This window comes from Geodermatophilus sp. TF02-6 (genome assembly GCF_003319115.1).
In the GTDB taxonomy this organism is placed as follows: domain Bacteria; phylum Actinomycetota; class Actinomycetes; order Mycobacteriales; family Geodermatophilaceae; genus Geodermatophilus.
Map to the genome: position 1 here is coordinate 323,934 of NZ_QOHF01000001.1, position 22,291 is coordinate 346,224.

At 71.9% G+C, this 22,291-nt stretch carries 19 protein-coding genes and 2 pseudogenes; 6 read left to right on the forward strand and 15 right to left on the reverse strand.

What is annotated here, in order from left to right:
- The first annotated feature begins 18 nt into the window (after window positions 1–18).
- On the forward strand, window positions 19–516 hold the full coding sequence (locus DQ238_RS01560) for a nucleoside deaminase (RefSeq protein WP_199506062.1): 498 nt from the start codon (window positions 19–21) through the stop codon (window positions 514–516).
- Between the two features lie 73 nt (window positions 517–589).
- Here the strand turns inward: DQ238_RS01560 and DQ238_RS01565 are convergent, their stop codons facing one another.
- Window positions 590–1,489, reverse strand: coding sequence for a polysaccharide deacetylase (locus tag DQ238_RS01565; protein WP_113779523.1), 900 nt, complete (start codon window positions 1,487–1,489; stop codon window positions 590–592).
- Window positions 1,486–2,958 carry a cytosine permease gene (locus tag DQ238_RS01570; RefSeq protein WP_113779524.1) on the reverse strand — a complete coding sequence of 491 codons (1,473 nt, stop codon included), beginning with the start codon at window positions 2,956–2,958 and terminating at the stop codon, window positions 1,486–1,488. Before DQ238_RS01570 ends, DQ238_RS01565 begins: the two co-directional genes overlap by 4 nt.
- A gap of 119 nt (window positions 2,959–3,077) precedes the next feature.
- Here DQ238_RS01570 and DQ238_RS01575 point away from each other — a divergent pair, with 119 nt between their 5' ends.
- Window positions 3,078–4,613 carry a PucR family transcriptional regulator gene (locus DQ238_RS01575; protein WP_113779525.1) on the forward strand — a complete coding sequence of 512 codons (1,536 nt, stop codon included), beginning with the start codon at window positions 3,078–3,080 and terminating at the stop codon, window positions 4,611–4,613.
- A gap of 17 nt (window positions 4,614–4,630) precedes the next feature.
- Here DQ238_RS01575 and DQ238_RS01580 read toward each other — a convergent pair whose 3' ends face one another.
- The 11 genes and pseudogenes from DQ238_RS01580 to DQ238_RS01635 form a co-directional block, all read right to left on the reverse strand.
- On the reverse strand, window positions 4,631–5,440 hold the full coding sequence (locus tag DQ238_RS01580) for an IclR family transcriptional regulator (RefSeq protein WP_113779526.1): 810 nt from the start codon (window positions 5,438–5,440) through the stop codon (window positions 4,631–4,633).
- Window positions 5,441–5,525: 85 nt separating this feature from the next.
- On the reverse strand, window positions 5,526–6,755 hold the full coding sequence (locus DQ238_RS01585; protein WP_113779527.1) for a M24 family metallopeptidase: 1,230 nt from the start codon (window positions 6,753–6,755) through the stop codon (window positions 5,526–5,528).
- A gap of 51 nt (window positions 6,756–6,806) precedes the next feature.
- A complete protein-coding gene (locus tag DQ238_RS01590; RefSeq protein ID WP_199506063.1) occupies window positions 6,807–8,135 on the reverse strand; it encodes an MFS transporter in 1,329 nt (442 codons plus the stop codon).
- Between the two features lie 561 nt (window positions 8,136–8,696).
- Window positions 8,697–9,935 (reverse strand): formamidase, encoded by a 1,239-nt coding sequence (locus DQ238_RS01600; protein ID WP_370447492.1) that lies wholly within the window; start codon window positions 9,933–9,935, stop codon window positions 8,697–8,699.
- A gap of 120 nt (window positions 9,936–10,055) precedes the next feature.
- The gene (locus tag DQ238_RS01605) at window positions 10,056–11,135 is read right to left on the reverse strand and encodes an urea transporter (protein WP_113779531.1); all 1,080 of its coding nucleotides are present in this window, start codon (window positions 11,133–11,135) and stop codon (window positions 10,056–10,058) included.
- Between the two features lie 10 nt (window positions 11,136–11,145).
- Entirely contained in the window at window positions 11,146–12,081 is a 936-nt protein-coding gene (locus DQ238_RS01610) for an urease accessory protein UreD (RefSeq protein ID WP_113779532.1), read from the reverse strand.
- A 5-nt stretch (window positions 12,082–12,086) separates the two neighbouring features.
- Window positions 12,087–12,809, reverse strand: a complete 723-nt coding sequence (gene ureG, locus DQ238_RS01615; RefSeq protein ID WP_113779533.1) for an urease accessory protein UreG — start codon at window positions 12,807–12,809, stop codon at window positions 12,087–12,089.
- Between the two features lie 24 nt (window positions 12,810–12,833).
- On the reverse strand, window positions 12,834–13,604 hold the full coding sequence (locus tag DQ238_RS01620) for an urease accessory protein UreF (protein ID WP_199506064.1): 771 nt from the start codon (window positions 13,602–13,604) through the stop codon (window positions 12,834–12,836).
- A gap of 8 nt (window positions 13,605–13,612) precedes the next feature.
- The gene (ureC, locus tag DQ238_RS01625; RefSeq protein WP_113779534.1) at window positions 13,613–15,331 is read right to left on the reverse strand and encodes an urease subunit alpha; all 1,719 of its coding nucleotides are present in this window, start codon (window positions 15,329–15,331) and stop codon (window positions 13,613–13,615) included.
- Between the two features lie 116 nt (window positions 15,332–15,447).
- Window positions 15,448–15,750, reverse strand: a pseudogene (locus DQ238_RS01630) (urease subunit beta); the annotation flags it as partial.
- A gap of 37 nt (window positions 15,751–15,787) precedes the next feature.
- Window positions 15,788–16,180, reverse strand: coding sequence for an urease subunit gamma (locus DQ238_RS01635; RefSeq protein ID WP_305037549.1), 393 nt, complete (start codon window positions 16,178–16,180; stop codon window positions 15,788–15,790).
- A 310-nt stretch (window positions 16,181–16,490) separates the two neighbouring features.
- On the opposite strand from DQ238_RS01635, the gene DQ238_RS01640 reads away from it, so the two are divergent.
- Together DQ238_RS01640 and DQ238_RS01645 are read left to right on the forward strand one after the other, a co-directional pair.
- Window positions 16,491–17,024 (forward strand): copper chaperone PCu(A)C, encoded by a 534-nt coding sequence (locus DQ238_RS01640; RefSeq protein ID WP_147262993.1) that lies wholly within the window; start codon window positions 16,491–16,493, stop codon window positions 17,022–17,024.
- Between the two features lie 272 nt (window positions 17,025–17,296).
- Complete coding sequence (locus DQ238_RS01645; protein WP_147262994.1) at window positions 17,297–17,809, forward strand: PepSY domain-containing protein; 513 nt, start codon at window positions 17,297–17,299, stop codon at window positions 17,807–17,809.
- Window positions 17,810–18,071: 262 nt separating this feature from the next.
- On the opposite strand, the gene DQ238_RS01650 is transcribed toward DQ238_RS01645, so the two are convergent.
- Window positions 18,072–18,461: a VOC family protein gene (locus DQ238_RS01650; RefSeq protein ID WP_233495637.1), complete on the reverse strand. Its 390-nt coding sequence runs from the start codon at window positions 18,459–18,461 to the stop codon at window positions 18,072–18,074.
- Window positions 18,462–18,753: 292 nt separating this feature from the next.
- Between DQ238_RS01650 and DQ238_RS01655 the strand changes: the two genes are divergently transcribed.
- Together DQ238_RS01655 and DQ238_RS23455 are read left to right on the forward strand one after the other, a co-directional pair.
- The gene (locus tag DQ238_RS01655; RefSeq protein WP_113779539.1) at window positions 18,754–19,230 is read left to right on the forward strand and encodes a pyridoxamine 5'-phosphate oxidase family protein; all 477 of its coding nucleotides are present in this window, start codon (window positions 18,754–18,756) and stop codon (window positions 19,228–19,230) included.
- Window positions 19,231–19,598: 368 nt separating this feature from the next.
- Window positions 19,599–21,182 (forward strand): annotated as a pseudogene (locus tag DQ238_RS23455) (MFS transporter).
- A 51-nt stretch (window positions 21,183–21,233) separates the two neighbouring features.
- On the opposite strand, the gene DQ238_RS01665 reads toward DQ238_RS23455, so the two are convergent.
- The gene (locus DQ238_RS01665; RefSeq protein WP_233495620.1) at window positions 21,234–22,097 is read right to left on the reverse strand and encodes a 3-hydroxyacyl-CoA dehydrogenase family protein; all 864 of its coding nucleotides are present in this window, start codon (window positions 22,095–22,097) and stop codon (window positions 21,234–21,236) included.
- Window positions 22,098–22,291 lie beyond the last annotated feature (194 nt).

Genomic DNA, 22,291 nt, shown 5'->3' on the forward strand with positions numbered 1-22,291 from the left:
ACCTCGCGAGGAGCCGCCGTGTCCGACCCCCGCACCCCCGACGTGCCGCCCGGGCTCCCGGCCGACGAGCAGGACAGGTTCTTCCTGGGCCTGGCGGTGGAGCAGGCCCGGACCGGGTGGGACGAGGGTGGCGTGCCCATCGGGGCGGCCCTGGTCCACGACGGCCGGGTGCTGGCCGTGGGCCGCAACCGTCGCGTCCAGATGGGCAGCGCGATCCGGCACGGCGAGACCGACTGCATCGAACGCGCGGGGCGCCTGCCGGCCTCGGTGTACCGGCGCAGCGTCCTCTACACGACGCTCTCGCCCTGCTACATGTGCGCCGGGACGGCACTGCTGTACGAGATCCCGCGCATCGTCGTCGGGGAGAACCGCAGCTTCGCGCAGGCCGAGGAGCTGCTGCGGTCGCACGGCGTCCGGCTCGACGTCCTCGACGACCCGGCCTGCGTCGCGCTGATGCAGCGGATGCTCAGCGAGCGCCCGGAGCTCTGGCGGGAGGACATCGGCGAGGAGGCGTGAGCGACCGCAGGCGACCGGGCACGCGCAGGCCGGACCCCCCGCCCCGGAGGCCGAGGGGCCCGGCCGGCGCGGCTCAGTGCCCGGGAGCCGTGCGGTGCGGTCCCGTGCGGTCGAAGTAGCCCTCGGGGCACTCGACCCGCCGGATCCGGCGGACCTCCTCCACCGTCGCCGCGGCGTGCTCGGCGATCTCCCCGAGGGGCGCCACCCACATCCCGTCCAGTGCCCGCACGTCCTCGATCAGGCGCTCCAGCGCCACGGCCTTGGACGGGCGCCCGGAGATGAAGGGGTGGTTGGTGAGCACGAAGCAGCCCCCCTCCGCGTGGTGCGCCTGCGCCTCGAGCAACCACATCTCGTGCACCTTCGCCGGGCTCTCGATGACGCCGCTGCCCGTCCAGCCCGGGTAGAAGGCGTACTGCTCCCAGTCGTCGAGGGTCCAGTCCACCGGGATCTCCACGAGGCTGCCCCGACCGCTGTCCCCGCAGAAGCGGTAGGGGACGTCGCCGTCCAGGAGGCTGGAGTCGTAGCGGAAGCCGCGCTCGACGAGCAGGTCGGCGGAGTGCCAGTTCAGCTCCCACCACGGGGCCCGGTACCCGACCGGCCGCACCCCCAGGCGGTCCAGGGCCTCCAGCCCGCGGTCGAGGTACTCCGCCTCCTGCGCGGCGCTGATCCCCTGCATCGGTTCGTGCAGGTACCCGTGGTGGGCGACCTCGTGTCCGCCGTCGACGATCTGGCGGACCACGTCCGGGTACGTGTCGGCGGTGAACCCGGGGACGAAGAAGGTCGCCGTCACCCGCTGGCGTTCCAGCAGCCGCAGCAGCCGGGGGACGCCGACCCGGGGCCCGTAGGACTGGTGGGTCATCAAGGACATGCGCGAGGAGGCCGCCGGGTCGTGCGCCAGCACGCAGGACTCCGCGTCGACGTCGAAGGTGAAGGCGGCCGCGGCCCGGTGCCCGTCCGGCCAGGGCAGACTCATGCCGTCACCCGCGGGGTCTCGACGCCCTGCGGTGCGGCGACCTGGTCGTACTTCGCCGCGGCGATCGGGCCGAGCACGAAGTACACCGCGGCGCTGGTGAGCCCGCCGGCGAGCCAGCTCAGGTCGACGCCGCCCATGGCCACCGCGATCGGCCCCTGGAAGACCGGGATGAGCCCGTACATGAACAGCCAGGTGGCGACGATCCCGGCGAAGAAGGCGGTCAGGCCGGCCCAGTTCACGTCGGGCAGGCGCGGCGTCCCGACTGGGTCGAACAGCCGGTCGACCCGCACGCGGCGCCGCTCGACGCGGAAGTAGTGGACGAGCATGATGCCGCCCCAGGTGGCCACCCAGGCGACCAACGCCACGAGCCAGGTGTCCAGGACCGTCGCGAAGTTCTCCTGGAAGATGAAGAAGATCACGACCGCCATCGCCAGGACGCCGACGAGCATGCTGAGGCTGCGGCGGGGGAGCTTGATGTCCAGCGCCTGGGTCGCCACGGAGAACGTGTAGATGTTCAGGATGTTCGTGGCGATGGGCCCGTGCAGGACCAGCAGCAGCACCGGGATGGCGAGCGCGCCGAAGTTCTCCACGATCAGCTGGCCCGGGTCCACCGAACCGTTCTTGGTGGCGAGGGTCGCGCCGAGCACGCCCAGCCAGACGACCGGGATGAACTGGCCCAGGGTGCTGGCGAGGTAGAGCTTGTGCCGCGGCATCCGGGTGCTGACGAACCGGGAGTAGTCGGCCGCGTAGGTGAACCAGGTGATCCCCCAGCCGATGCCGATCGCCGTCATGATCGCGGTCATCGCGGCGAACCGCTCACCGCCGGCGAGGACGGCGCCCTCGGGGCCGGCGTAGCTCCAGTCGATGTCGAGGAAGAACCAGGCGACGACCGACATGAGGACCAGGACGGCGATCGTGGGCGGTACGGTCCACCGCTCGAAGGCCGAGATGGCCCGGTAGCCGAGCCAGGAGATGGCGACCTGGATGACCATGAGGAAGGCGGCGACCGCGATCTTGGCCGCGTAGTTGTCGGCGGCCGGGTCGACGAGGCCGAGCTGGCCGAACAGTGCCATGACCAGGTCGAGGATGATCCAGGTGTTCACCGCGCACCAGCCGATGGACAGCGCCGCCTGGATGAGCGAGGGCAGGTAGTTGCCGCGCCGGCCGAAGGCGCCCCGCCCCAGCACCATGCCGGTCACGCCGGTCTTCTGACCCATCAGCACGAACAGGCCGAACAGCGACATGCCGATCAGGTTGCCGGCGATCAGGACGATCAGGGTGTCGGCGAGGCCCAGGCCGAGGTTCACCCCCAGTGCGCCCAAGACCCAGTTGATCGGGGCGATGTTGGCGCCGCACCAGATCCAGAACTGGCCGGACACCTTGGTGGTACGGGAGCTCTCGGGGATCGGTTGGAGCTGCTCCTCGACGTCGTGGATGGACGCCGGTTCGGGGGTGGCTGCGGCTGACATGAGGGGCGGGCCTCCGGCTCGACGGACGTGCTCTCGGTCGATACATCGTGGGTGTTGCGGATCACACCCCACAAGACGCATTCTGTCCGGCATGTCGACTCTCCGACTGACGGAACGTCATGCACTTGACGCTTGAGGGGGTTCTCCGTCACCCGATCCTGCAGCAGGGGCAACCGTGCGTGCGGGCGGGCGCCACCGGCCTCCAGCGCCGGGTGCGGTGGATCCACTCCAGCGAGGTCATGGAGATCGCCTCCCTGCTGCGCGGTGGGGAGCTGCTCCTGACCGGTGGCGAGATGCTCGCCGGGGCCTCTGCGGCCGACCAGCGTCGCTATGTGCGTCAGCTGTCCGAACGCAGCGTCACGGGGGTGGCGATCGAGGTGGGCGTCGGGCTCCCCGCGATCCCCGCGGCGGTCATCAGCGAGGCCGACGACCTCGGCTTCCCGGTGATCGAGCTCCGCCGGCGGGTTCCCTTCGTCGACGTGGCCGAAGCGGTGAACGCCGAACTGGTGGACGAGTCGGTCACCCGGCTCAGACGTGGCGGCGAGCTCGCGCACGCGCTGTCGGGGATCCTCGGGCGCGGCGGGGACGTCCGAGCGCTGCTGGAGCTGCTGGAGCAGCGCACCGGCGTCCCGGTGGCGCTGTTCGACAGCAGAGGGCGGGTGATCACCGAGTTCCCCACCGGCACGGCCGCGGCGGCGGTCGACCCACCCGTGCCCCCGCACGGCGGCACGACGTCCCGGATCAGCGTCCGGGGCGCGCATGCGGCGACCCTCGTGTTCTACCCCGACGCGGACACGGACCCGGACCTGCTGGCGATCGTCGGGGAGCGGGCCAGCGAGGCCATCGTGCTGGCCCTGATGCGCAGCCACCCGCCCTCGACACGGGACTTCGCGGCCAGCGAGCTGGCGCGAACGGCCTGCCGGCGACCGCAGGAGCGCGACCGGCTGATCCACCTCGGGCAGCTCATCGGCTTCGATCCGGGCGACCCGGTCGTGGCGATCGCCATGGTCACCGCCGCCACGAGCGCCGGCCTGCCCGGCCTGGACGTCCTGCTCCGCCGCTCCGGCCGGATCGCGATGGACGTCTCGGACACCGAGGTCCGCGCGGTCGTGTCCCTTCCCGACCGCAGAGGCGCGGCGACCAACCGCACCGCGCTCGTCGCCCGGCTGGAGGACTGGGCCCGCGACCTGGACGCGGTGGTCGTCGGAGTGGGGCCCGCCGTCCCGGACCTGGCGTCGGTGTTCACCTCGATGGAACTGGCGGTGTCGTCGGCACAGCAGCGGCCCGCGTACGGCCCGGGGTCGGTGGTGGATGCGACGACCACCGCCATCGAGACCCTGCTGGGCGCCGAGGACCTCCGGTTCCGCCGCGAGCAGTTCGTCCGCGGTCAGCTGGCGATGCTGCTCTCCCTGCGGCCCACCGAGCGCGAGACCCTGCTGCACACCCTGGAGGTCTACCTCGACTCGGGGTGCAGCAAGACCCGCACCGCGGAGGTCTTGCACCTGCAGCGGCAGTCGCTCTACGGCCGACTCGAGCGCGCCTTCGGCATGGTGGGCGGCGATCCGACCGGCACCGAGCGGGCGCTGCCCCTGCACCTGGCGCTCCGGCTGCGCCACGGTCTGCACCACCTGGCGCACCAGCACCCGGCCGGCTGAACTCCGGCCCACCCACCTCAGGAGGTGCCGCCGAGCCGGGAACCGATGTCACCGGCGGCTGCGACGACCGCATCCCGGATCAGACCGAGCTGCTCGGTGGAGATCCGGAACCGCGGAGCCGAGACGAGCACCGTGGCCACCGGCTCGCCGCGGTGGTCGAACACGGGCGCCGCCACGCCCACCTCTTCCAGCGAGGTCTCGCCGTAGTTGACCGCGTATCCCTGCTCGGCGATCTCCCGGAGCCGGACCAGGTAGGTGTCCAGTGCCACCTCGGTGAGCCCGGGGTGGTCGACCACGCCCTTCATCAGCAGGGTGCGGACGGTGAACGGGTCGAGCTGGGCGAGGAAGACCTGCACGGACGAGCTCCCGGCCGTGTTGTACCGGGTGCCCAGCGGGGTCGTGTGCTTGACCTGGGAAGAGCTCGGCACCTGCTCGACGCAGACCGCCTCTCCCCCGTCCCAGACCATGAGCGCCGCCGTCTCGCCGGTCCGGCGGCTGAGATCCTGCAGGACCGGATAGGCGACGCGCCGCACGTCGAGGTCGGCCAGCAACGGCCCGGCCATCGCGATGATCCCGAGACCGAGGCGGAACCGTCGGGTGGCGGGATCCCGCTCCACCAGGTTCTCCAGCTCGAGCGTGGCCAGGATGCGGGAAACGGTGCTCTTGTGCAGACCCACCTTGCCGGCGATCTCCGAGACGCCCAGGACGGGTTCGTCGACCGAGAAGGCCCGCAGGACGGCGAGCCCGTTCTGCAGGACCGAGATCCCGCGCGCCTCCCCGTTCTCGGGGGTGTCGTCGGGCTGGAACCGGCTGCCTGTGCTGGTCATCGAACTGTGCTGGTCATCGAACTCCCTTGTCGGCGACCGGCCTCCCGGAGGGGCAGAGACGGTCTCTGCCCCTCCGCGGCGGCGGTCAGACCCCGAGGACGTTGTGCTCCGGGCCGAAGGGGAACTTCGTGATGTTCTCGGCACCGTTCTCCTGCACGACCAGGATGTCGTGCTCGCGGTAGCCGCCGGCACCCGGCTGCCCCTCCGGCACCATGATCATCGGCTCCATGGAGACGACCATGTTCGGCTCCAGGACGGTCTCGATGTCCTCGCGCAGCTCCAGGCCGGCCTCCCGGCCGTAGTAGTGGCTCAGCACGCCGAACGAGTGGCCGTAGCCGAACGTCCGGTTGGGCAGCAGGTCGTGCTCGATGTAGATCTCGTTGAGCCGGTGCGCGATCTCGGCGCAGCTGATGCCCGGCTTGATCAGCTCGAGGCCGGCGCGGTGCACCGCGACGTTGACCTCCCACAGCTCCAGGGACCGCTTGTCCGGCTCGCCGTAGAACAGCGTGCGCTCCAGGGCGGTGTAGTAGCCCGAGGTCATCGGGAAGCAGTTCAGGCTGAGGATGTCACCGCGCTGCACCCGCCGGGTGGTGGGCCAGTTGTGCGCCCCGTCGGTGTTGATCCCGGACTGGAACCACACCCAGGTGTCCCGGATCTCGGTGTGCGGGAAGGCGCGCGCGATCTCCCGGACCATGGCGTTCGTGCCGGCGAGGGCGACCTCGAACTCCGGCACCCCCTCGGTGATCGCCGCACGGATCGCCTCGCCACCGAGGTCGCCGATGCGGGCGCCGTGCTTGATGACCTCGATCTCCTCGGCCGACTTGACCATGCGCTGACGCATCGCCGCCTTGGAGATGTCGGTGAGGACGGCGTCGGGGAACGCCGCGGCGAACTTCTGCCGCATCTCCAGCGGCAGGCTGTCGTCCTCGACGCCGATCCGGCCCGGGTTGACGCCCCGGCTGCGCAGGCTCTCGCGGATCACCCACACGTAGTTGTCGCGGTGCCAGTCGGTGTAGACGACGTTGTCGCCGTAGGTGCGCCGCCACGGCATGCCGGCGTCGATGTTGGCCGAGACCGTGTACTGGTCGTCCGCCGTCACCACGTAGGCGTAGGGCCGGCCGAAGGACGTGTAGAGGAAGTCCGAGTAGTACTTCACGTTGTGGTACGAGGTGAGCAGCGCGACGTCCACGCCCTGCTCGGCCATGACCTTGCGCAGGGACGAGAGCCGGCGCTCCATCTCCTCGGCGGAGAAGGTCTGCTGCTCCTTCTCGCCGTTGTGGATCACCTTGAGGCGTTCGAGCTCGGTGACGGACATGGTGTCTCTCCTTGTTGTTCTCGAGGGTGTTCGTCGGAGGAGTGGGGTGTCTCAGGTCTCGCGGAGTGGCTCGCGGGAGGTCTCTCGACTCGCCAGCACCGCGATACCGGAGACGAGCGCAGCGGCGACGAGATACCAGGCCGGGGCGATGGTGCTCCCGGTCCGGGAGATGAGCAGGGTCGCCACGAAGGGCGCGGTGCCACCGAACACGGCGTTGGCCAGGTTGAAGCTGACCGCGAAACCGCTGTACCGGACGCGCGTCGGGAACATCTCGGCGAGGAAGCTGGGCAGGGTGCCGTCGTTGAGGGTGAGCATCGCGCCGAGCACGACCTGGAGCAGCACGATCGTCAGGAAGCCTGCGCCGTCCAGGAGCATGAAGGCCGGCACCGTGAACAGGATGAACAGCGCCGATGCGGTGACCAGTACCGCCCTGCGGCCGAACCGGTCGGAGGCGATACCGGTGAGGAAGATGAAGCCGATGTAGGTCGCGAGCGCAACGGTCGTGGCGAGGAAGGACTCGGTGGCACCGAACCCGAGTTCCTCGGACAGGTAGGTCGGCATGTAGCTGAGCAGCACGTAGAAGGCGACGGCGTTCAGCAGGGCGGCGCCCAGGGCCAGCAGCAGTCGCTTGGGGTGCCGCTTGAAGATGTCGAGCACCGGCGTGCGGGCGACCTCGTGATCGGTCTCCAGGGCCCGGAAGGCGGGAGTGTCCTCGAGCCGGTTCCGGATGTAGCGCCCGATGAGGCCCATCGGGGCCGCGAGCAGGAACGGCAGTCGCCACCCCCAGCTGTGCAGGTGGTCGTCGGACAGGACACCGGTCAGCAGAGCCGCCAGCAGCGAGCCGAACAGCAGCCCGGCGGCGGTGCTCGCCGGGACGACCGCGGCGTAGCGGCCCCGGCGGTTGGCCGGGGCGTACTCCACGAGGAAGGAGGAGGCGCCCGCGTACTCGCCGGATGCGGAGAAGCCCTGCACGACCCTGACGACGAGGAGCAGGACGGGCGAGAGGATCCCGACGGCCGCGTACGTCGGCAGGAACGCGATGGCGAACGTGGCGACCGACATGATCAGGATCGAGTAGGACAGCGCGCTCCGCCGGCCGACCTTGTCGCCGATGTGCCCCCAGACCAGGCCACCGACCGGGCGCACGAAGAACGAGATGGCGAAGACGGCGAAGGTGAGCAGCAGGCCGGTGGTCCGGTCCGCCGCGGGGAAGAAGACCGTGGAGATGACGGCAGCCAGGTAGCCGTAGACGGCGTAGTCGAACCACTCGACGAAGTTGCCGATGAAGCTCGCCGCCACCACGCGACGGCGGATGCCGGCGTCGGTGGCGGTCGGCGCCGCGGCCGGGCCGGGAACGGTTGCCGTGAGGTTGTGGCTCATGGTGTCCATCCGGTGGGCTCAGTGGTGCGACTGAGAGCTTGATGTTGCGTCAATAGCAACGCGGTTGCATCAACGTAGTTGTGGCCCGCGCCACTGTCAAGCAGCCCAGGAGCGACGAGACGCTCGAGCACCCCGGCCCTCTCGACCGCTCCACGGTCGTCAGTGCCACACTCATGTTGCTCTTAAAGCAACGCCGTTGCGGCGACTCCGTCCCCGCGGTCGCGATGGCCCATCTCGCGGCGACCGCGCACCTCGCCCTCGTCGTCCACGCCGAGCTGCAGGCCGGGGAGTCGGTCTACGTCGCCGGCGGCGCCGGCGACGTAGACGGTGCGGCGATCATCCTCGCCACGCGGGTCGGCACACGGGTGATCGCAGCGCCGGGGCCGGCGGTCTCGACCGTTGCCACGCCCCAGGCGCCGCCATCGACCACCGCGACCGCCACGTGGTGCAGCGCCTCACCGAGGCGGCTCCCGACGGGGTGGACGTGCACCTGGACACCTCCGGCCGCCTCGACCTGGATCCGGCCCTAGACCTGCTCACCCACCGGGGCCGCACCGTCGGTCAGCCGCCGGCCGGCCCCCGCGGCCCCTCTCCGAGCTGCCGGTCGTCGGGATGGCCGCTGCCGCGGGGCGGTGCGAAGCCCTGAGCGGTGCCGTCGGTGATCTGCACCTGGTCCTCCCAGGGCAGCCGGTAACGACCCGCGGCGAGGTCGGTCATGTAGGTGTAGGGGCAGTCGGTGGCACCGCCGGCCACGGCGACGTACCCGCGGTGACCGAGTTGGTAGATGTTGTTCTCCGCGCCCCAGCCGATGCGGGCCTCGTCGGCGCGGCTCGGGACGACGGTGCCGGTGACCACCCGGTCAGGGTGCCCGTCGCCCTCGACGGTCGGCTGCCCCTCGTAGTCGCAGATCATCGCCTCGCCCATGGACCAGATGCCGGTCGTGTCGGGTCCGGCGAGAGCGACGGAGGCGGTGTAGGCCAGGTTGGTGAACGCGTTGACCTGGTTGGTGATCCGCCAGGAGTGCCGGATCGGATAGGTGTACCCAGCGGTGCGCAGGATGACGTTGGCGCCCTGGTAGGCAGCCTCACGCGCCATCTCCGGTAGCTGCCCGTCGTGGCAGATGATCAATGCGAGCTTCGCGCCGGCCGGCCCGTCGCACACCGGGATCCCCAGGTCGCCGGGTTCCCACGGTTCGAACGGCACCCACGGGTGCATCTTCCGGTAGTACAGCGCGATCTCCCCGCGATCGTCGACGATGATCCCGCTGTTGAAGGGGGCGCCGTTCGGGTTGCGTTCCATGAGCGAGAAGCAGCCCCACACCTGGGCCTCGGCACACGCGCCGCGCCAGGTCTCCACCTCGGGACCGTCGAGGTCGCAGAGCAGCTCGTCGTCGACCCAGCTCTTGGGGTTCAGCCCGTTCAGGCTGTACTCGGGGAACACCAGCAGGTCCAAGGTGGGCAGCCCGGCCTTGCCGCCGCGGACCATGTCGGCGATCTTCGCCGCGGTCGTCTTGAGGTGTTCCGGGCGCGTCACCTCGGGAACAGCGAACTGCACCAGCCCGAGAGTCAGCCCTCCGGGTGGCGGGTTGAGACCACCGAGACCGTTCATCGGATCCCCTTCCGGACCGGACCGCTGGGATGGGTGTGCCCCCGGTGGCGGTGCCCAATCCCATGTCTGGCGTACCCGCCGGGCGTCCCCGCGGGAGGGTCGAGGCTCAGGGCTCGACGACGCTCCCACGGGGACGTGGTCCGCGCGGATCGACCGGTCCCCCGGCGTCCTCGCCCCGGTCGCGCCGCCCATCGGCTGCCGAGGTCGCAGAGCCAGGTCTCGGCCGGATGCCGCGGTCGACCTGGCAACGGGGTGGTGCCGGGTACCCCGGAAGCACCGTCCGGGGCACCCGGCGACCGGTCAGCGGAGCGTTCAGCGATCCCCGGCTCCCGGGCTGCCGCTGTCCCGGGCGTCGCTCCCGGACCGCGTCCCGCGGCGGCTGTCGGAGCTCAGGTTCCCCTCCGGCGTGGTCACCTCGGCGGGATCGACCGTGCGCAGCCGGGTCAACGACGTGGCCGCCAGCACGAAGACCCAGGTCGTGACCACGAAGGGCGCGGTGAGGATCGGCAGCCCCACCGGGCTGAGGATGGTGGCGAAGGTGCCGTAGACCACGACGGCGGCGATCCCGCCGACGGCCGCCAGCAGCGCCGACCGGTAGCTGAGCGCGTAGTACAACCCGCCGAGGGCGATGACGGTCAGGACGGAGTTGTACCCGGACAGACCGTCGCGCAGGGCCGTCGCCGGCAGCCCCAGGGCCCATCCGGTGCCCAGCCCGATCAGGCTGCCCACGGCGGCGGCGGCGGCCGAGATGCGGGAGTTCACCAGGATCCCGACGAGGAAGGCCACCCCCGTCCACAGCCCGGATTGCAGGAACACCTGCGAGAAGCCGTTGAGGAAGCCGGAGAGCAGGTCGGCCGGGGTCAACGATCCTCCCCCGCCGCCCGCCTGCGCCGGCAGGTGCGGCAGCTCCAGCAGCGCGGGCGAGGGTGCCAGGTGCGGGAACTGGTGCAGAGCGGCGAGGAACACCCAGGTCGTCGCGACGAATGCCGCGGTCAGGCTCGGGACGTGGGCGAAGCTCAGGAAGTTCTGGATGCCCGCGGTGAGGACGGCCGAGACGGCGCACGCCAGGACGACGTACGCGATCAGGCGCTCCTGCCGCTCGATGTAGAAGGAGAGGTCGATCGCGGTGAGGGTGCCGTTGAAGCCGTACAGCCCCTGACCGACCGATTCGCGAGGAGCGCTGATCACCAGGGCGGTCACGGTGGCGACGACGGTGCCCAGCAGGGCGTAGAGGCCCGACCGGTAGCTGCTCAGGAAGATGCCGAGCAGGATGAGCGCGCCGGTGAGCGGGTTGTTCTGCAGGAACACCTGCCCGATCCCGCGGAGCACCGCGTCGACGAACTGTCCGGGCGGGGACCTCGTCAGCTTCGCCGCCACCGCTGGGGTTCTCATCCGGCCGCCCTCACCCCTTGCGCAGGTCGGGCGCCGGCGCGCCGGTGAGGTGCCGCCGCGCGGTGTCCCACGCGGTGTGCAGAGCCGACCGGACCGGCAGGGACGACGGTCCCAGGATGCGGACGACGAGACCGGCGTCGTACGGCAGGAGGCCGACCCCCGTCAGCACCTCCGGGCACTCCGCCAGAGCGGCGAGGAGCGACCGGTCCAACCCGTCGAGCGTGCCGCCGTCCGCGAGCGCGTAGAAGGCGGCGTGGACCAGGTGGCGCCCCAGTCGCGCCGGGCTCTGCGCCGGGCCGTCCGCCGCGCCGAACGCCAGGGTGTCGACGGCCACCTGGCGGCCGTCGGGGCGGCGGATCCGGGTGGCGGCGCAGAAGAAGTCGTAGTCGTGGCACTCTCCTGCCGCGAGCCGCCCGGGCAGCAGGGTCTCGGCGAGCAGCACGGTGGCCGTCGGATCCGCGGTCACGGTGGTGGCGCCGTAGAAGCGGGAGCCGCGGAACGGGATGACCGGGTCGGGCAGGTACTCGAGCAGGCTGCCCGCCTCGGCGGTGAGGTTGACCAGCTGGGTCGCGTACCCCCCGGGCATCCGGTAGATCTTCGTGGCGGCCTGCGTCGTCAGGTGCGCCTCTCCGCCTGCGGCGACGTGGACGTCGATGCGGTAGCGGTCGCCCTGCACCAGTCCGTCGCCGTGCTGCTGCAGGTACAGGAACGCCATGCCCGGCCGCGCCGCGTCGAGGTGGATCGGCCGCAGCACGTAGAGCGGCGTGCGGTGGTACTGGCGGACCACCCGGGTGGCCCCGGCGATCGGGGCCAGGTCCAGGTCGAGCAGGCCGACGGTCTCCCCCGGGGCCGGGCCGCTCCGACACTCCGCCAGCGCCGGAGGCAGCCGCTCGGGGGTCCACCACCGGGGGTCGCGCCGCTGGGCGCCCCGCGTCGCAGCCGGCACCGGGGTCAGACGGGCGCGCGAGTGGCGGCGAGGACGCCCGCGGCCCGCAAGTGGTCGATCACCTGGCGCAGCCCCGTGCCGGAGAAGCAGTCGGTGAGCACGAACGGGCGTCCCTCCCGGACCATCCGCGCGTCGCGTTCCATGACGGAGAGGTCGGCGCGCACGTGGGGAGCGATGTCGATCTTGTTGATGACCAGCAGGTCGGACGCGGTGATGCCCGGTCCGCGCTTGCGGGGGATCTTGTCGCCCTCCCCCACGTCGATGACGAAGACGAAGAAGTCGGCGAGGGCGCGGCTGTAGGTGAGGGTGAGGTTGTCCCCGCCGGACTCCAGCAGCACCACGTCGGTGTCCGGGAAGCGTTCGGTGAGGGCCTGGACCGCGTCCAGGTTCATGGTCGGGTCGTCGCGCACCGCGGTGTGCGGACACGAGCCGGTCTCGACCCCGACCACCTTGTCCTCCTCGAGCACCCCGGCCAGGGTGGCCCGCACGTGCCGGGCGTCCTCCTGGGTGAAGATGTCGTTGGTGACGACGACGGGCCGGTGACCCTCGGCGACCAGCAGCGGAACCAGGGCCTCGATCAGCGCGGTCTTGCCGGAGCCGACCGGCCCGCCGATGCCGACCCGGGGCACGGGGCCACCGAGGCGGGGCAGGTCCTGGTCGTGCTCCGCCACGTCGTGCGGGTGCTCGTGCGCCGGGTGGTGGGAATGGCTCCCCTGACCGTGGCTCATCCTGACGTGTCCTCCTGTCTCGGGTCAGCTCATGAACAGCCGCAGCGGAGCGTGCTCGTGCCGCATGCTCATCAGGTCGGCCAGCGGGGTGGAGCCGGCCATGTCCGCCAACGCCGTCCGGCACGCCAGCCGGCCGGTCCGCTCGACGACGGGTCTGCCGGCGTGCAGGACGGCCTGCGCCACCCGGTGGTCGGCCACGCCCAGCCGGACCGCCGCGTTCACCCAGCCGGCGGCATAGGCGTAGAGCTCGGCCGCGACGGCGTGGTCCGTCGGAATCCCCTGCTGGGCCATGAGCACGCCCGTCACCACCGCGGCGTTGCCGGGGGTCGCGCCCGACCGCACCGCACCGGAGAACGCTTCCAGCGCGGCACCGCCGAAGACGGTCGTCGCCGTCCGGAGCAGGCTGCGGCCGGTGCGGGTCGAGGACTCCCGCACCTCCCGGGCCAGCTTGACCGCGGTCAGCCGCTGGTCCGCCTCGACGGCGAGGGCGAGGTCGAGCTCCTGGCCCGGAGCGCGCCGCGACACGGCCCGGTGCGCCCACGCCAGCGCGACGCCGTCGGTGGGACCGACCGCGTGCTCGAGCTGGTCGACGAGCAACGCCGTGAGCCCCTGCCGGCCGCTGTCGGCGGTGACGTAGCCGTGCTGGACGAAGGACTCCAGGCCGGACGACTGGGTGTAGCGGCCGCTGGGGAACGCGGAGTCGGTCAGCTGCAGGCAGCCGAGGAACGCGGCCAGGGACATGGCCTCCGGCGCCTCCCGAGCGGGCGGCGCCGTCGACTCCCCGTTCCGCTGCACGCCGGACCTCAGACGATGTAGTACAGCTGGGACATCGACACCTGCTCCGAGGCGGGAGCGGTAGCCCGTTCCCCGTCGACGTAGACCTGGTAGGTCTCCGGGTCGATCCGGATCTCGGGCGTGGCGTCGTTGCGCACCATCTGCTTCTTGCCGACGCTCCGGCAGCCACGCACCGGCTCCACCCACCGCTCCAGACCGAGCCGCTCGGGGACGCCGGCCTCGACCGCCGCGGCCGACATGAACGTCATCGACGTGCGGGCGGTGGCCTTGCCCTGGCTGCCGAACACCGGACGCAGCAGCACCGGCTCCGGGGTGGGGATGGAGGCGTTGGGGTCGCCCATCATCGACCACGCGATGAACCCGCCCTTGAGGACGTACTTGGGCTTGACCCCGAAGGTGTTGGTCGGCCACAGGACGACGTCCGCGACCTTGCCGGGCTCCAGCGAGCCGACCAGGTGCGCGACGCCGTGGGTGAGGGCGGGGTTGATCGTGTACTTGGCCAGGTAGCGCAGGATCCGGCTGTTGTCGTGCTCCTCCGGATCGCCGTCCAGCTTGCCCCTGACCTGCTTCATCTTGTCGGCGGTGCGCCACGTGGTGGTCACCGTGTCGCCGACGCGGCCCATCGCCTGCGAGTCCGACGACATCATGGACAGCACCCCGAGGTCCTGCAGCACGTCCTCGGCGGCCTCGGTCTCCCCGCGGATCCGGGACTGGGCGAACGCCACGTCCTCGGGGTTCTGCGGGTTGAGGTGGTGGGTCACCAACGTCATGTAATAGAGGTTGTCGGTGGTGTCGCTGGTGTACGGCCGGGTCGGGTTGGTCGAGGATGGCAGCACGTTGGGCAGCGCCGCGATCCGCATGATGTCGGGAGCGTGGCCGCCCCCGGCACCCTCGGTGTGGTAGGTGTGGATCACCCGGCCGTCGATCGCGTCGATGGTGTCCGTGACGTAACCGCTCTCGTTGAGCGAGTCGGTGTGGATCGCGACCTGCACGTCGAACTCGTCAGCGACGGTCAGTGAGCAGTCGATCACCGCTGGCGGCGCGCCCCAGTCCTCGTGCACCTTCAGCCCGCAGGTGCCTGCCGCCAGTTGCTCCCGCAGGGTTTCCGGTTCGCTGCTGTTGCCCTTGGCCAGCAGGCCGATGTTGATCGGCATGGTCGCCGTCGCCTCGAGCATCCGGGCGATGTTCCACGGCCCGGGGGTGCAGGTGGTGCCCTTGGAGCCGTCCGCGGGGCCGGTTCCGCCACCGATGAGCGTGGTGATGCCGTTGGACAGCGCGTGCGACGCCTGCGCCTGGGTGAGGAAGTGCACGTGCGGGTCGATGCCGCCGGCGGTGGCGATCAGCCCCTCTCCCGAGATCACCTCGGTGCCGGCGCCGACGACGAGGTTCGGGTCGACGCCGTCCTGCACGTACGGGTTGCCCGCCTGCCCGACGCCGGCGATCCGTCCGTCCTTGACGCCGATGTCGGCCTTGACGATGCCGAGGACCGGGTCCATGACCACGGCCGCGGTGATGACCAGGTCCAGCACGCCGTCGGCGTTGCGCAGGCCGGGGGTCTGGCCCATGCCGTCCCGGGCGGTCTTGCCGCCTCCGTAGACGACCTCCTCCCCCGGGGTCAGCAGGCTGCGCTCGACCTGGGCGATCAGCTGGGTGTCGGCCAGCCGGAAGCGGTCTCCGGTGGTGGGGCCGTAGAGCGAGGCGTAGGTGCGCCGCGGGATCGAGGTCACGGGGTCTGCTCCTTGCGCTGCGTGGGGTCCCCGGACGGCGGCTGCCAGCCCTCCATGCCCCGGTATCCGCGCTGCTGGGCCCGGCGCAGGGCCTCGGTGGCGGTGTGCTCGGCCGTCACCGACCCGTGCACCAGCTCGTCGAAGCCGACGATGCGTTGCATCCCGCCGAAGGCCACCAGCTCGACGTCCTTCTCATCGCCGGGCTCGAACCGGATCGCCTGGCCGGCCGGGACGTTGAGCCGCTTGCCGAGAGCCTGCGGCCGGTCGAAGTCCAGCGCCCGGTTGGCCTCGAAGAAGTGGTAGTGCGACCCCACCTGGATGGGCCGGTCGCCGGTGTTCCGCACACGCAGCCGCACCGTCTTCCGGCCGGCGTTGATCTCCACTGGCTCCTCGGAGAGCAGCCACTCGCCCGGGATCATCGAGGCACCTCCACCGGCTGGGCGTCAGGGCTGGACATCAGGGAATGGGGTTGGACACGGAGACGAGCTGGGTGCCGGTGCGGAACGTCGCCTCGACCTGGACCAGGGTCACCATGTCGGGGACCTCGGGCAGGACGTCGTCGCGGGTCAGCACCTGCTTGCCCAGTTCCTGTGTGTCGGCCAGGGACCGGCCGTCGCGGGCCGCCTCCAGCAGCGCCTCGCAGATCAAGGCGATCGACTCGGGGAAGTTCAGCTTGACGCCCCGGTCCTTGCGCCGTCGCGCCAGCTCGGCGACCTGGTAGATGATCAGTTTCTCCGTCTCCCGAGGGGTGAGCATGAGGGAGGAGATCCACGTCTCGGTCCCCGGCGTCGACGAACTGTGCATCGCCGGCTGACCGTTCGACTGGGCGGAGTTCTGCTCGTCGGCCATCCCTGCGGCCTCCCTGAGATGGGAGAGGTAGCACGCCGCATGCTGAGCGTGGTCGGCGACTGCCCCCCTGGGCGGGCACCCAAACCCGCTCCGTCGAGGACTTCTGCTCCGGGACCGGTCACCGTGCCGGACCACCGCCGGTGTGGCCGGAGGAGGTCTCCGTCCCGGGCGCGGGGTATCACGCGCCTCCCCGGGGGTACCCCGCCCGTGGGCGCCGCCTCACCAGGCGCCCGTGGTGCCCGGCCGCGAGGTCCCGACCGCGAGCAGGAGCGGGTGCGGGCCGCGGTCGGCGACGAGGGGGAACCTGGACATGGAATCGGTTCGCGGGCGGATGGCGCGGTTCGCCCTGGGCGGGCTGCTGCTGGCGGCATCGGGGGGCACCGCGGCCTGTGCGGAGGGCACGCACACGCGGGCCCCCCAGGTCCAGGCCTCCGTCGGGGACGTCGAGATGCGTGACATCAAGCTCGCTCCCCCGCCCGAGGGCGTGTACGAGGTCGGCAGCGCTGCCCGGCTCGAGTTCGCCGTGGTGAACAAGGGCAGAGCGGAGGAGCGGCTGATCGGCGTGTCCGGCCCGGACTTCCAGGGCGTGGTCGTCGAGGGGACGCCGGGCAGCGAGCCGCTCTCGATCCCGATCGCGCCCGGGGAGACCGTCTTCTCCGGCGACTCCGGGGAGTTCGTCCTGGTCATCACCGGGATCGACTCGACCCTGCGGACCGCTCAGTCCCTCCCGGTGACCTTCACCTACGCCGACGCCGGCGAGGCCACCGTCGACGCGGTCGTCTCCTCCCCGCTCCGGCTGACGCTCGACCGGGCGTTCCGCGAGTCGGATCATGGTGGCAACTGACCCGGGGCGGCGTCCCGATCACTCCCCCTGCACCCGACCGTCCGACGCACACCGACCCGCTCGCAGGAAGGACAGTGGCAATGGGCATGATGACCATGGGCACGACACGGCACTCTCGGGGAGCCGGAGCACTGCTCGTCTCCGCCGCCCTGCTCTCCGGATGCGGCGGAGACGGTGGGGACACCGGTGGAAGCACCGGCGCCACCGTCACCGTCACCGTTACAGCCACCGCCACCGCCACCGCCACCGGAGGAACGACCCCGTCCGGCGGGGTGACGTCGAGCCCCGGGGGCACGACCAGCGGTGGCACGCCGACCAGCACGCCGACCAGCACCTCCGCGGCCCCGTCGAGCGGTGTCCCCCAGGGCGTCGCCAACGCCGTCGCCGCGCTGCAGACCGCCGCGGCCGCCGTCCCGAACGGCCAGCCGTTCGACCTGGAGCGGGACACCTACCAGGGGCAGCGGGTCTGGGACATCAAGGTCGCATCGAACGGCAACCAGTTCAACCTCTACGTGTCCGAGGACGGCTCCACGGTGGTGTCCCAGGAGCAGGACGCGACACCGGACGACGACGTGCAGAAGCTGCAGTCGGCCCAGATCAGCGCGGTCGAGGCCGTGGAGCGGGTGGCACGGGAACACGGGGGCACCCTCAAGGAGATGGAGATCGACAGCACCGACGACGGCACCGTGGTCTGGCAGGTCGAGATCGCGCAGTCCGACGGCTCGGAGGTCGAGGTCGACCTGAACGCGAGCACCGGCGAGGTCGTCCAGACGTCCGGGGACTGACCGCTCGGCGACGGTTCGTGCGGGTCAGCCGGGGTTCGGCCACGGTGAGCGGAAGGCGGAAGAAGAAGTAGGTGGCCGACCATGGCGGCCACCTGCGCCACCGACCGGATCCCGAGGGTGGTCCGCCCTCGGCCTGCGCCGCCGCGGGCCAGGGCGACGGCCACCTCGGCGGCCGTCCGGTCCTCCGCGTCGGGAGGCTGCCCGTAGCCGTCCTCGACGTCGACTCGCAGGTCCTCGATCGGTTCGCGTCGAACCCGGCCGGTCAGAAGTCGTCCCCGGTGCGCCAGGGCATCTCCTGCAGAGTGAGGGTGTTGCCGTCGGGGTCGGCGAACCAGGCGTACTTGACTCCTCCGCCGACGTCCTCCACGGCACTGACGTCGACGCCGCGGTGCACCAGTTCGGCGCGGACCCGGTCGATGTCGGCGACCACCAGGTGCAGGCCCTTGACCGCGCCGGGCCTCATGTCGTCGTAGGCCGGCAGGCCGGTGCCGATGCCGAGGGAGCACGCCGAGCCCGGAGGCGTCAGCTGCACCACCCGCACGCCCTCCGCCGGGCGGACGTCGACGTCCTCGACGAACCCGAGCCGTTCGGTGTAGAAGGCCTTCGCGCGGTCGACGTCGGTGACGGGGACCAGCACGAGCTCGAGCTTCATGTCCACGGAACTCTCCTGTCTGCCGGCGGCCGGCGTCGCCGCTTCGGTCGTGGATCGGGCGCGTGCCGTGCGCGTCGGTGCGAGGTCCGCCGGCAAGCCGGTCACCACTCTGCTCCGGGTCGCGTCGCCCACCCTGTATGACGCCCGGAGTGGCGGGAGTCATCGCCGCGACCGAGGAGATCTCGGTCGCCGTGGTGCCCCACCCGCGTGGATCCACCACTGGCACGTCGCCGACGTTCGGCAGACGCTGGCGTCACTGCTGGCGCGGGGCCGCCCATCGAGAGGACGACGGATGAACAACGAGGCACCACGCGACGGCGGCCAGCGCAAGCGGGACACGCTCGCGCTGCTGACCCGGCCGGCGGTCGACGTCTGGGTCGCCACCGCCGGACCCGGCGACACGGACACCCCGCAGCCCCACCTGGTGCCGGTGTCCCTCGCGTGGGTCGACGAGCGCGCCGTCATCGCGGTGGAGGAGACCTCCCGCACCGCCGGCAACATCACCAGCAGCGGCACCGCACGGCTGGGCGTGGGACCGACCCGCGACGTCGTCCTGCTCGACGTGCGGCTCGAGCGCTCCCTGCTCGTCACCGATCCCGCGGCGCGCGAGCTGGCCGAGCGCTACGCCGCGCAAGCCGACTGGGACCCACGCACCGCCGGCGCCGGCTACCGCTACCTGGTGCTGCGCCCCGAGCGCATCCAGGCCTGGCGCGAGGCGAACGAGATCCCCGGCCGGACGCTGATGCGCGCCGGCGCGTGGCTCGTCTGACCCGTCCGTCTGGCCCCGTGACACCGCGGCGACCGGTGCGCCGCCGCTGACGCGTCGACGGCTACCCGGGGTCCAGGCGAGCGGCGCGCGCCTGCAGGAGGAGCCCCTGTGGGTCGAGCAGCCACCAGCTGGCCAGGTGCCGGGGTCACCGCCTCGCCGGCTCCTGCGCCGACCGTGTCGGTGGACCGGCTGTCGTCGGTGCCGTCGTCCGGGCGAGGCAGGACCGCCCGAGCGCCCCGGTGGGCAACACGGCCTCGTCGTGCGCGACAGCGACCATCCGGTTGGCTGCTGCACCGCAGCCGGGTAGCCATCACGAGAGCAGGTACCACGGGTACGGCGCGGGAGGCGGGCGGGAGGGGCAGGGGACCATGACCGCTCACCAGGACCAGGCCCCGGCGGCGGGGGCGTGGACGCCCCTGCGCCATCCGGTCTTCCGGACGCTCTGGACGGGTCAGGCCTTCTCGCTGGTCGGCACCTGGGCCCAGACGGTGGGCGCCCAGTGGTTCCTGACCACCGAGTCCGGCCGACCCGAGCTGGTCGCCCTCGTGCAGACCGCGACCAGCCTGCCCGTGCTGCTGCTGGCCCTGCCTGCCGGGGCGCTGGCGGACGTCGTCGACCGACGGCGGATGCTGCTCGTCGTCCAGACCGCGATGGCGCTGGTCGCGACCGCGCTGGCGGTGGAGACGTTGATCGGGCGGCTGAGTCCGGCCACGCTGCTCGCGTTCACCGCCGCCCTCGGCGCCGGGGTCGCTCTCACCAACCCGGCCTTCCAGGCGACGGTGCCCGAGTTGGTGCCCCGCGCGGAGCTGCCGTCGGCGGCGGCCCTGGGCGGCGTCGCGGTCAACCTCGCGCGCGCCGTCGGCCCGGCGCTCGGTGGCCTCCTCGTCGCCCTCGCCGGCGTGGGCTGAACCTTCGCGTTCAACGCGGTCAGCTACCTCGTCTTCGTCCTCGCGCTGGTGCGGCTGCCGCGGGCAGCTGGCCGCCTGGACCCGGAGCCGCTCACCGGCGCGATGCGCCTGGCGATCGGGTACGTCCGCGCGTCCCCCGCCATGCTGCGGGTGCTCATGCGAGCCGCCCTGTGGGTGCTGCCGGCCAGCGCGCTCTGGGCGCTGTTGCCCGTCGTCGCCAGCCACCGGCTCGCGCTCGACTCCCGGGGGTACGGGATCCTGCTGGCGGCCCTCGGCGTCGGCGCGGTCGCGAGCGCGGCGCAGCTGGGTCGGATCCGGACGCGGCTGTCGGCACCGGCACTGCTGGTAGCGGCCGGCGGGTCGTACGCGCTGGCCCTCGTCGTCCTCGCGGTCGGCCGCTCGACGCCGCTCGCGGTGGTGCTGCTGGTCCTGGCCGGCGCCGGGTGGACGGCGGTGCTGGCGACCCTCAACGCCACCGCGCAGCTCATCCTGCCCGGATGGGTCCGGGCCCGCGCCCTCGCGGTCTACCTGCTCGTCTTCCAGGGCGGGCAGGCCCTGGGCAGCGTGGTGTGGGGCTTCCTCGCGGGTCTGCTCTCGACCGAGGCGTCCCTGCTGGTGGCGGCGGCCGTGCTCGCGCTCGGCACCGCGACGGTCTCCGTCGTCCGCCTGCCCGACCCTGACCGGCTCGACCCCAGCCCCTCCGCGCACTGGCCTGCACCGGAGCTCGCCCTCGACCCCGACGGACGGTCCGGTCCCGTCCTCGTCACGGTCGAGTACCACGTCCTGCCCGACCGGATCGACGACTTCGTCCAGGCGATGACCTACGTCGCTCGGTCCCGACGGCGCACCGGGGCCTCGCGGTGGGGGCTCTACCGCGACGGCGCCGAGACCGACCGGTTCCTCGAGCTCTACCTCGTGCCCTCGTGGCGAGAGCACCTGCGCCAGCACGAGCACCGGCTGACCGTGACCGACCGGCGACGGGAGGAGGCCCTGGCCGAGATGCTCGCCCGGCCGTGGCGGGCCTCCCACCTGTTCTCGCCCTGACGCTCCCTGCCCCGGCTCACGGCATCCCGGTGTGCCGCTGGAGCCGACGGGTCACCGGTAGTCGTGGAAGCCGCGGCCGGTCTTGCGGCCGAGCTCCCCCGCGGCGACCTTGTCCCGGAGCAGTTGCGGAGGGGAGAACCGCTCACCCAGTGTGTCGTGCAGGTACTCGGCGATGGCCAGCCGGACGTCGAGCCCGACCAGGTCGGTGGAGCGCAGCGGCCCCATCGGATGCCGGTACCCCAGCTCCATCGCGGTGTCGATCGCCGCAGCGTCCGCGACGCCTTCCTCGAGCATCCGGATGGCCTCCAGGCCCAGGAGCACGCCCAACCGGGACGATGCGAAGCCCGGAGAGTCCGTGACCACGATCCCGGTCTTGCCCAGCCGGTCGACCCACGCCCGAGCCGTCTCGACGACGTCGGCAGCGGTCTCGGCCGCGACGACGACCTCGACGAGCCGGGACGCCGGAACCGGGTTGAAGAAGTGCATCCCGAGGAAGCGGCGCGGCTCTCCCAGTGCTGCGGCCAGTTCGGTGACCGACAGGGACGAGGTGTTGGTCGCCAGCACGGCCCCCCGGCCCACCACGCCCTCGGCCGCGCGGAGGACCTCGGCCTTCAGCCCGGCGTCCTCGGGCACCGCCTCGACGACCAGTGCGGCACCGGCCGGCACCGCGGAGACGGACGCGTGGACCGACAGCCGGGCGAGGACAGCCGACACCTCCTCGGCGAGCTTGCCGCGGGAGGCAGCTCCCTCGAGGCCGGCGGTCACCCGCTCGCGGGCCCGGTCGGGTGCGAAGGACTCCACCAGGGTCACCGCACAGCCGGCGGTGAGGAACGCCTGGGCGATCCCCGACCCCATCTGCCCGCCGCCGATGACGGCCACGGTCGTCGGTGCGGCAGCGTCGTTCTCCGGTGTCACGGACTCCTCCGGTGTCACGGACTCCTCCGGTGTCACGGACTCCTCCGGTGTCACGGACTCCTCCGGTGTCACGGACTCCTCCGGTGTCACGGACTCCTCCGGTGTCATGGACTCCTCCAGAGCGGGATGCGCGGTAGGGCGGGTCGGTGTACGAGTGTGGCGACGACCTGGCTCGCCTCGCCGGCCTCGCGGCA

Coding starts and splice junctions, on each gene's coding strand:
- DQ238_RS01585 (WP_113779527.1), bottom strand. CDS start 6,755: ATGTCCGTCACCGAGCTCGAACGCCTCAAGGTGATCCACAACGGCGAG.
- DQ238_RS01575 (WP_113779525.1), top strand. CDS start 3,078: ATGCACTTGACGCTTGAGGGGGTTCTCCGTCACCCGATCCTGCAGCAG.
- DQ238_RS01570 (WP_113779524.1), bottom strand. CDS start 2,958: ATGTCAGCCGCAGCCACCCCCGAACCGGCGTCCATCCACGACGTCGAG.
- DQ238_RS01580 (WP_113779526.1), bottom strand. CDS start 5,440: ATGACCAGCACAGGCAGCCGGTTCCAGCCCGACGACACCCCCGAGAAC.
- DQ238_RS01655 (WP_113779539.1), top strand. CDS start 18,754: ATGAACAACGAGGCACCACGCGACGGCGGCCAGCGCAAGCGGGACACG.
- ureG (WP_113779533.1), bottom strand. CDS start 12,809: ATGAGCCACGGTCAGGGGAGCCATTCCCACCACCCGGCGCACGAGCAC.
- DQ238_RS01635 (WP_305037549.1), bottom strand. CDS start 16,180: ATGGCCGACGAGCAGAACTCCGCCCAGTCGAACGGTCAGCCGGCGATG.
- DQ238_RS01650 (WP_233495637.1), bottom strand. CDS start 18,461: ATGAAGCTCGAGCTCGTGCTGGTCCCCGTCACCGACGTCGACCGCGCG.
- DQ238_RS01605 (WP_113779531.1), bottom strand. CDS start 11,135: ATGAGAACCCCAGCGGTGGCGGCGAAGCTGACGAGGTCCCCGCCCGGA.
- DQ238_RS01600 (WP_370447492.1), bottom strand. CDS start 9,935: ATGGGCGGCGCGACCGGGGCGAGGACGCCGGGGGACCGGTCGATCCGC.
- DQ238_RS01565 (WP_113779523.1), bottom strand. CDS start 1,489: ATGAGTCTGCCCTGGCCGGACGGGCACCGGGCCGCGGCCGCCTTCACC.
- DQ238_RS01590 (WP_199506063.1), bottom strand. CDS start 8,135: ATGAGCCACAACCTCACGGCAACCGTTCCCGGCCCGGCCGCGGCGCCG.
- DQ238_RS01640 (WP_147262993.1), top strand. CDS start 16,491: ATGGAATCGGTTCGCGGGCGGATGGCGCGGTTCGCCCTGGGCGGGCTG.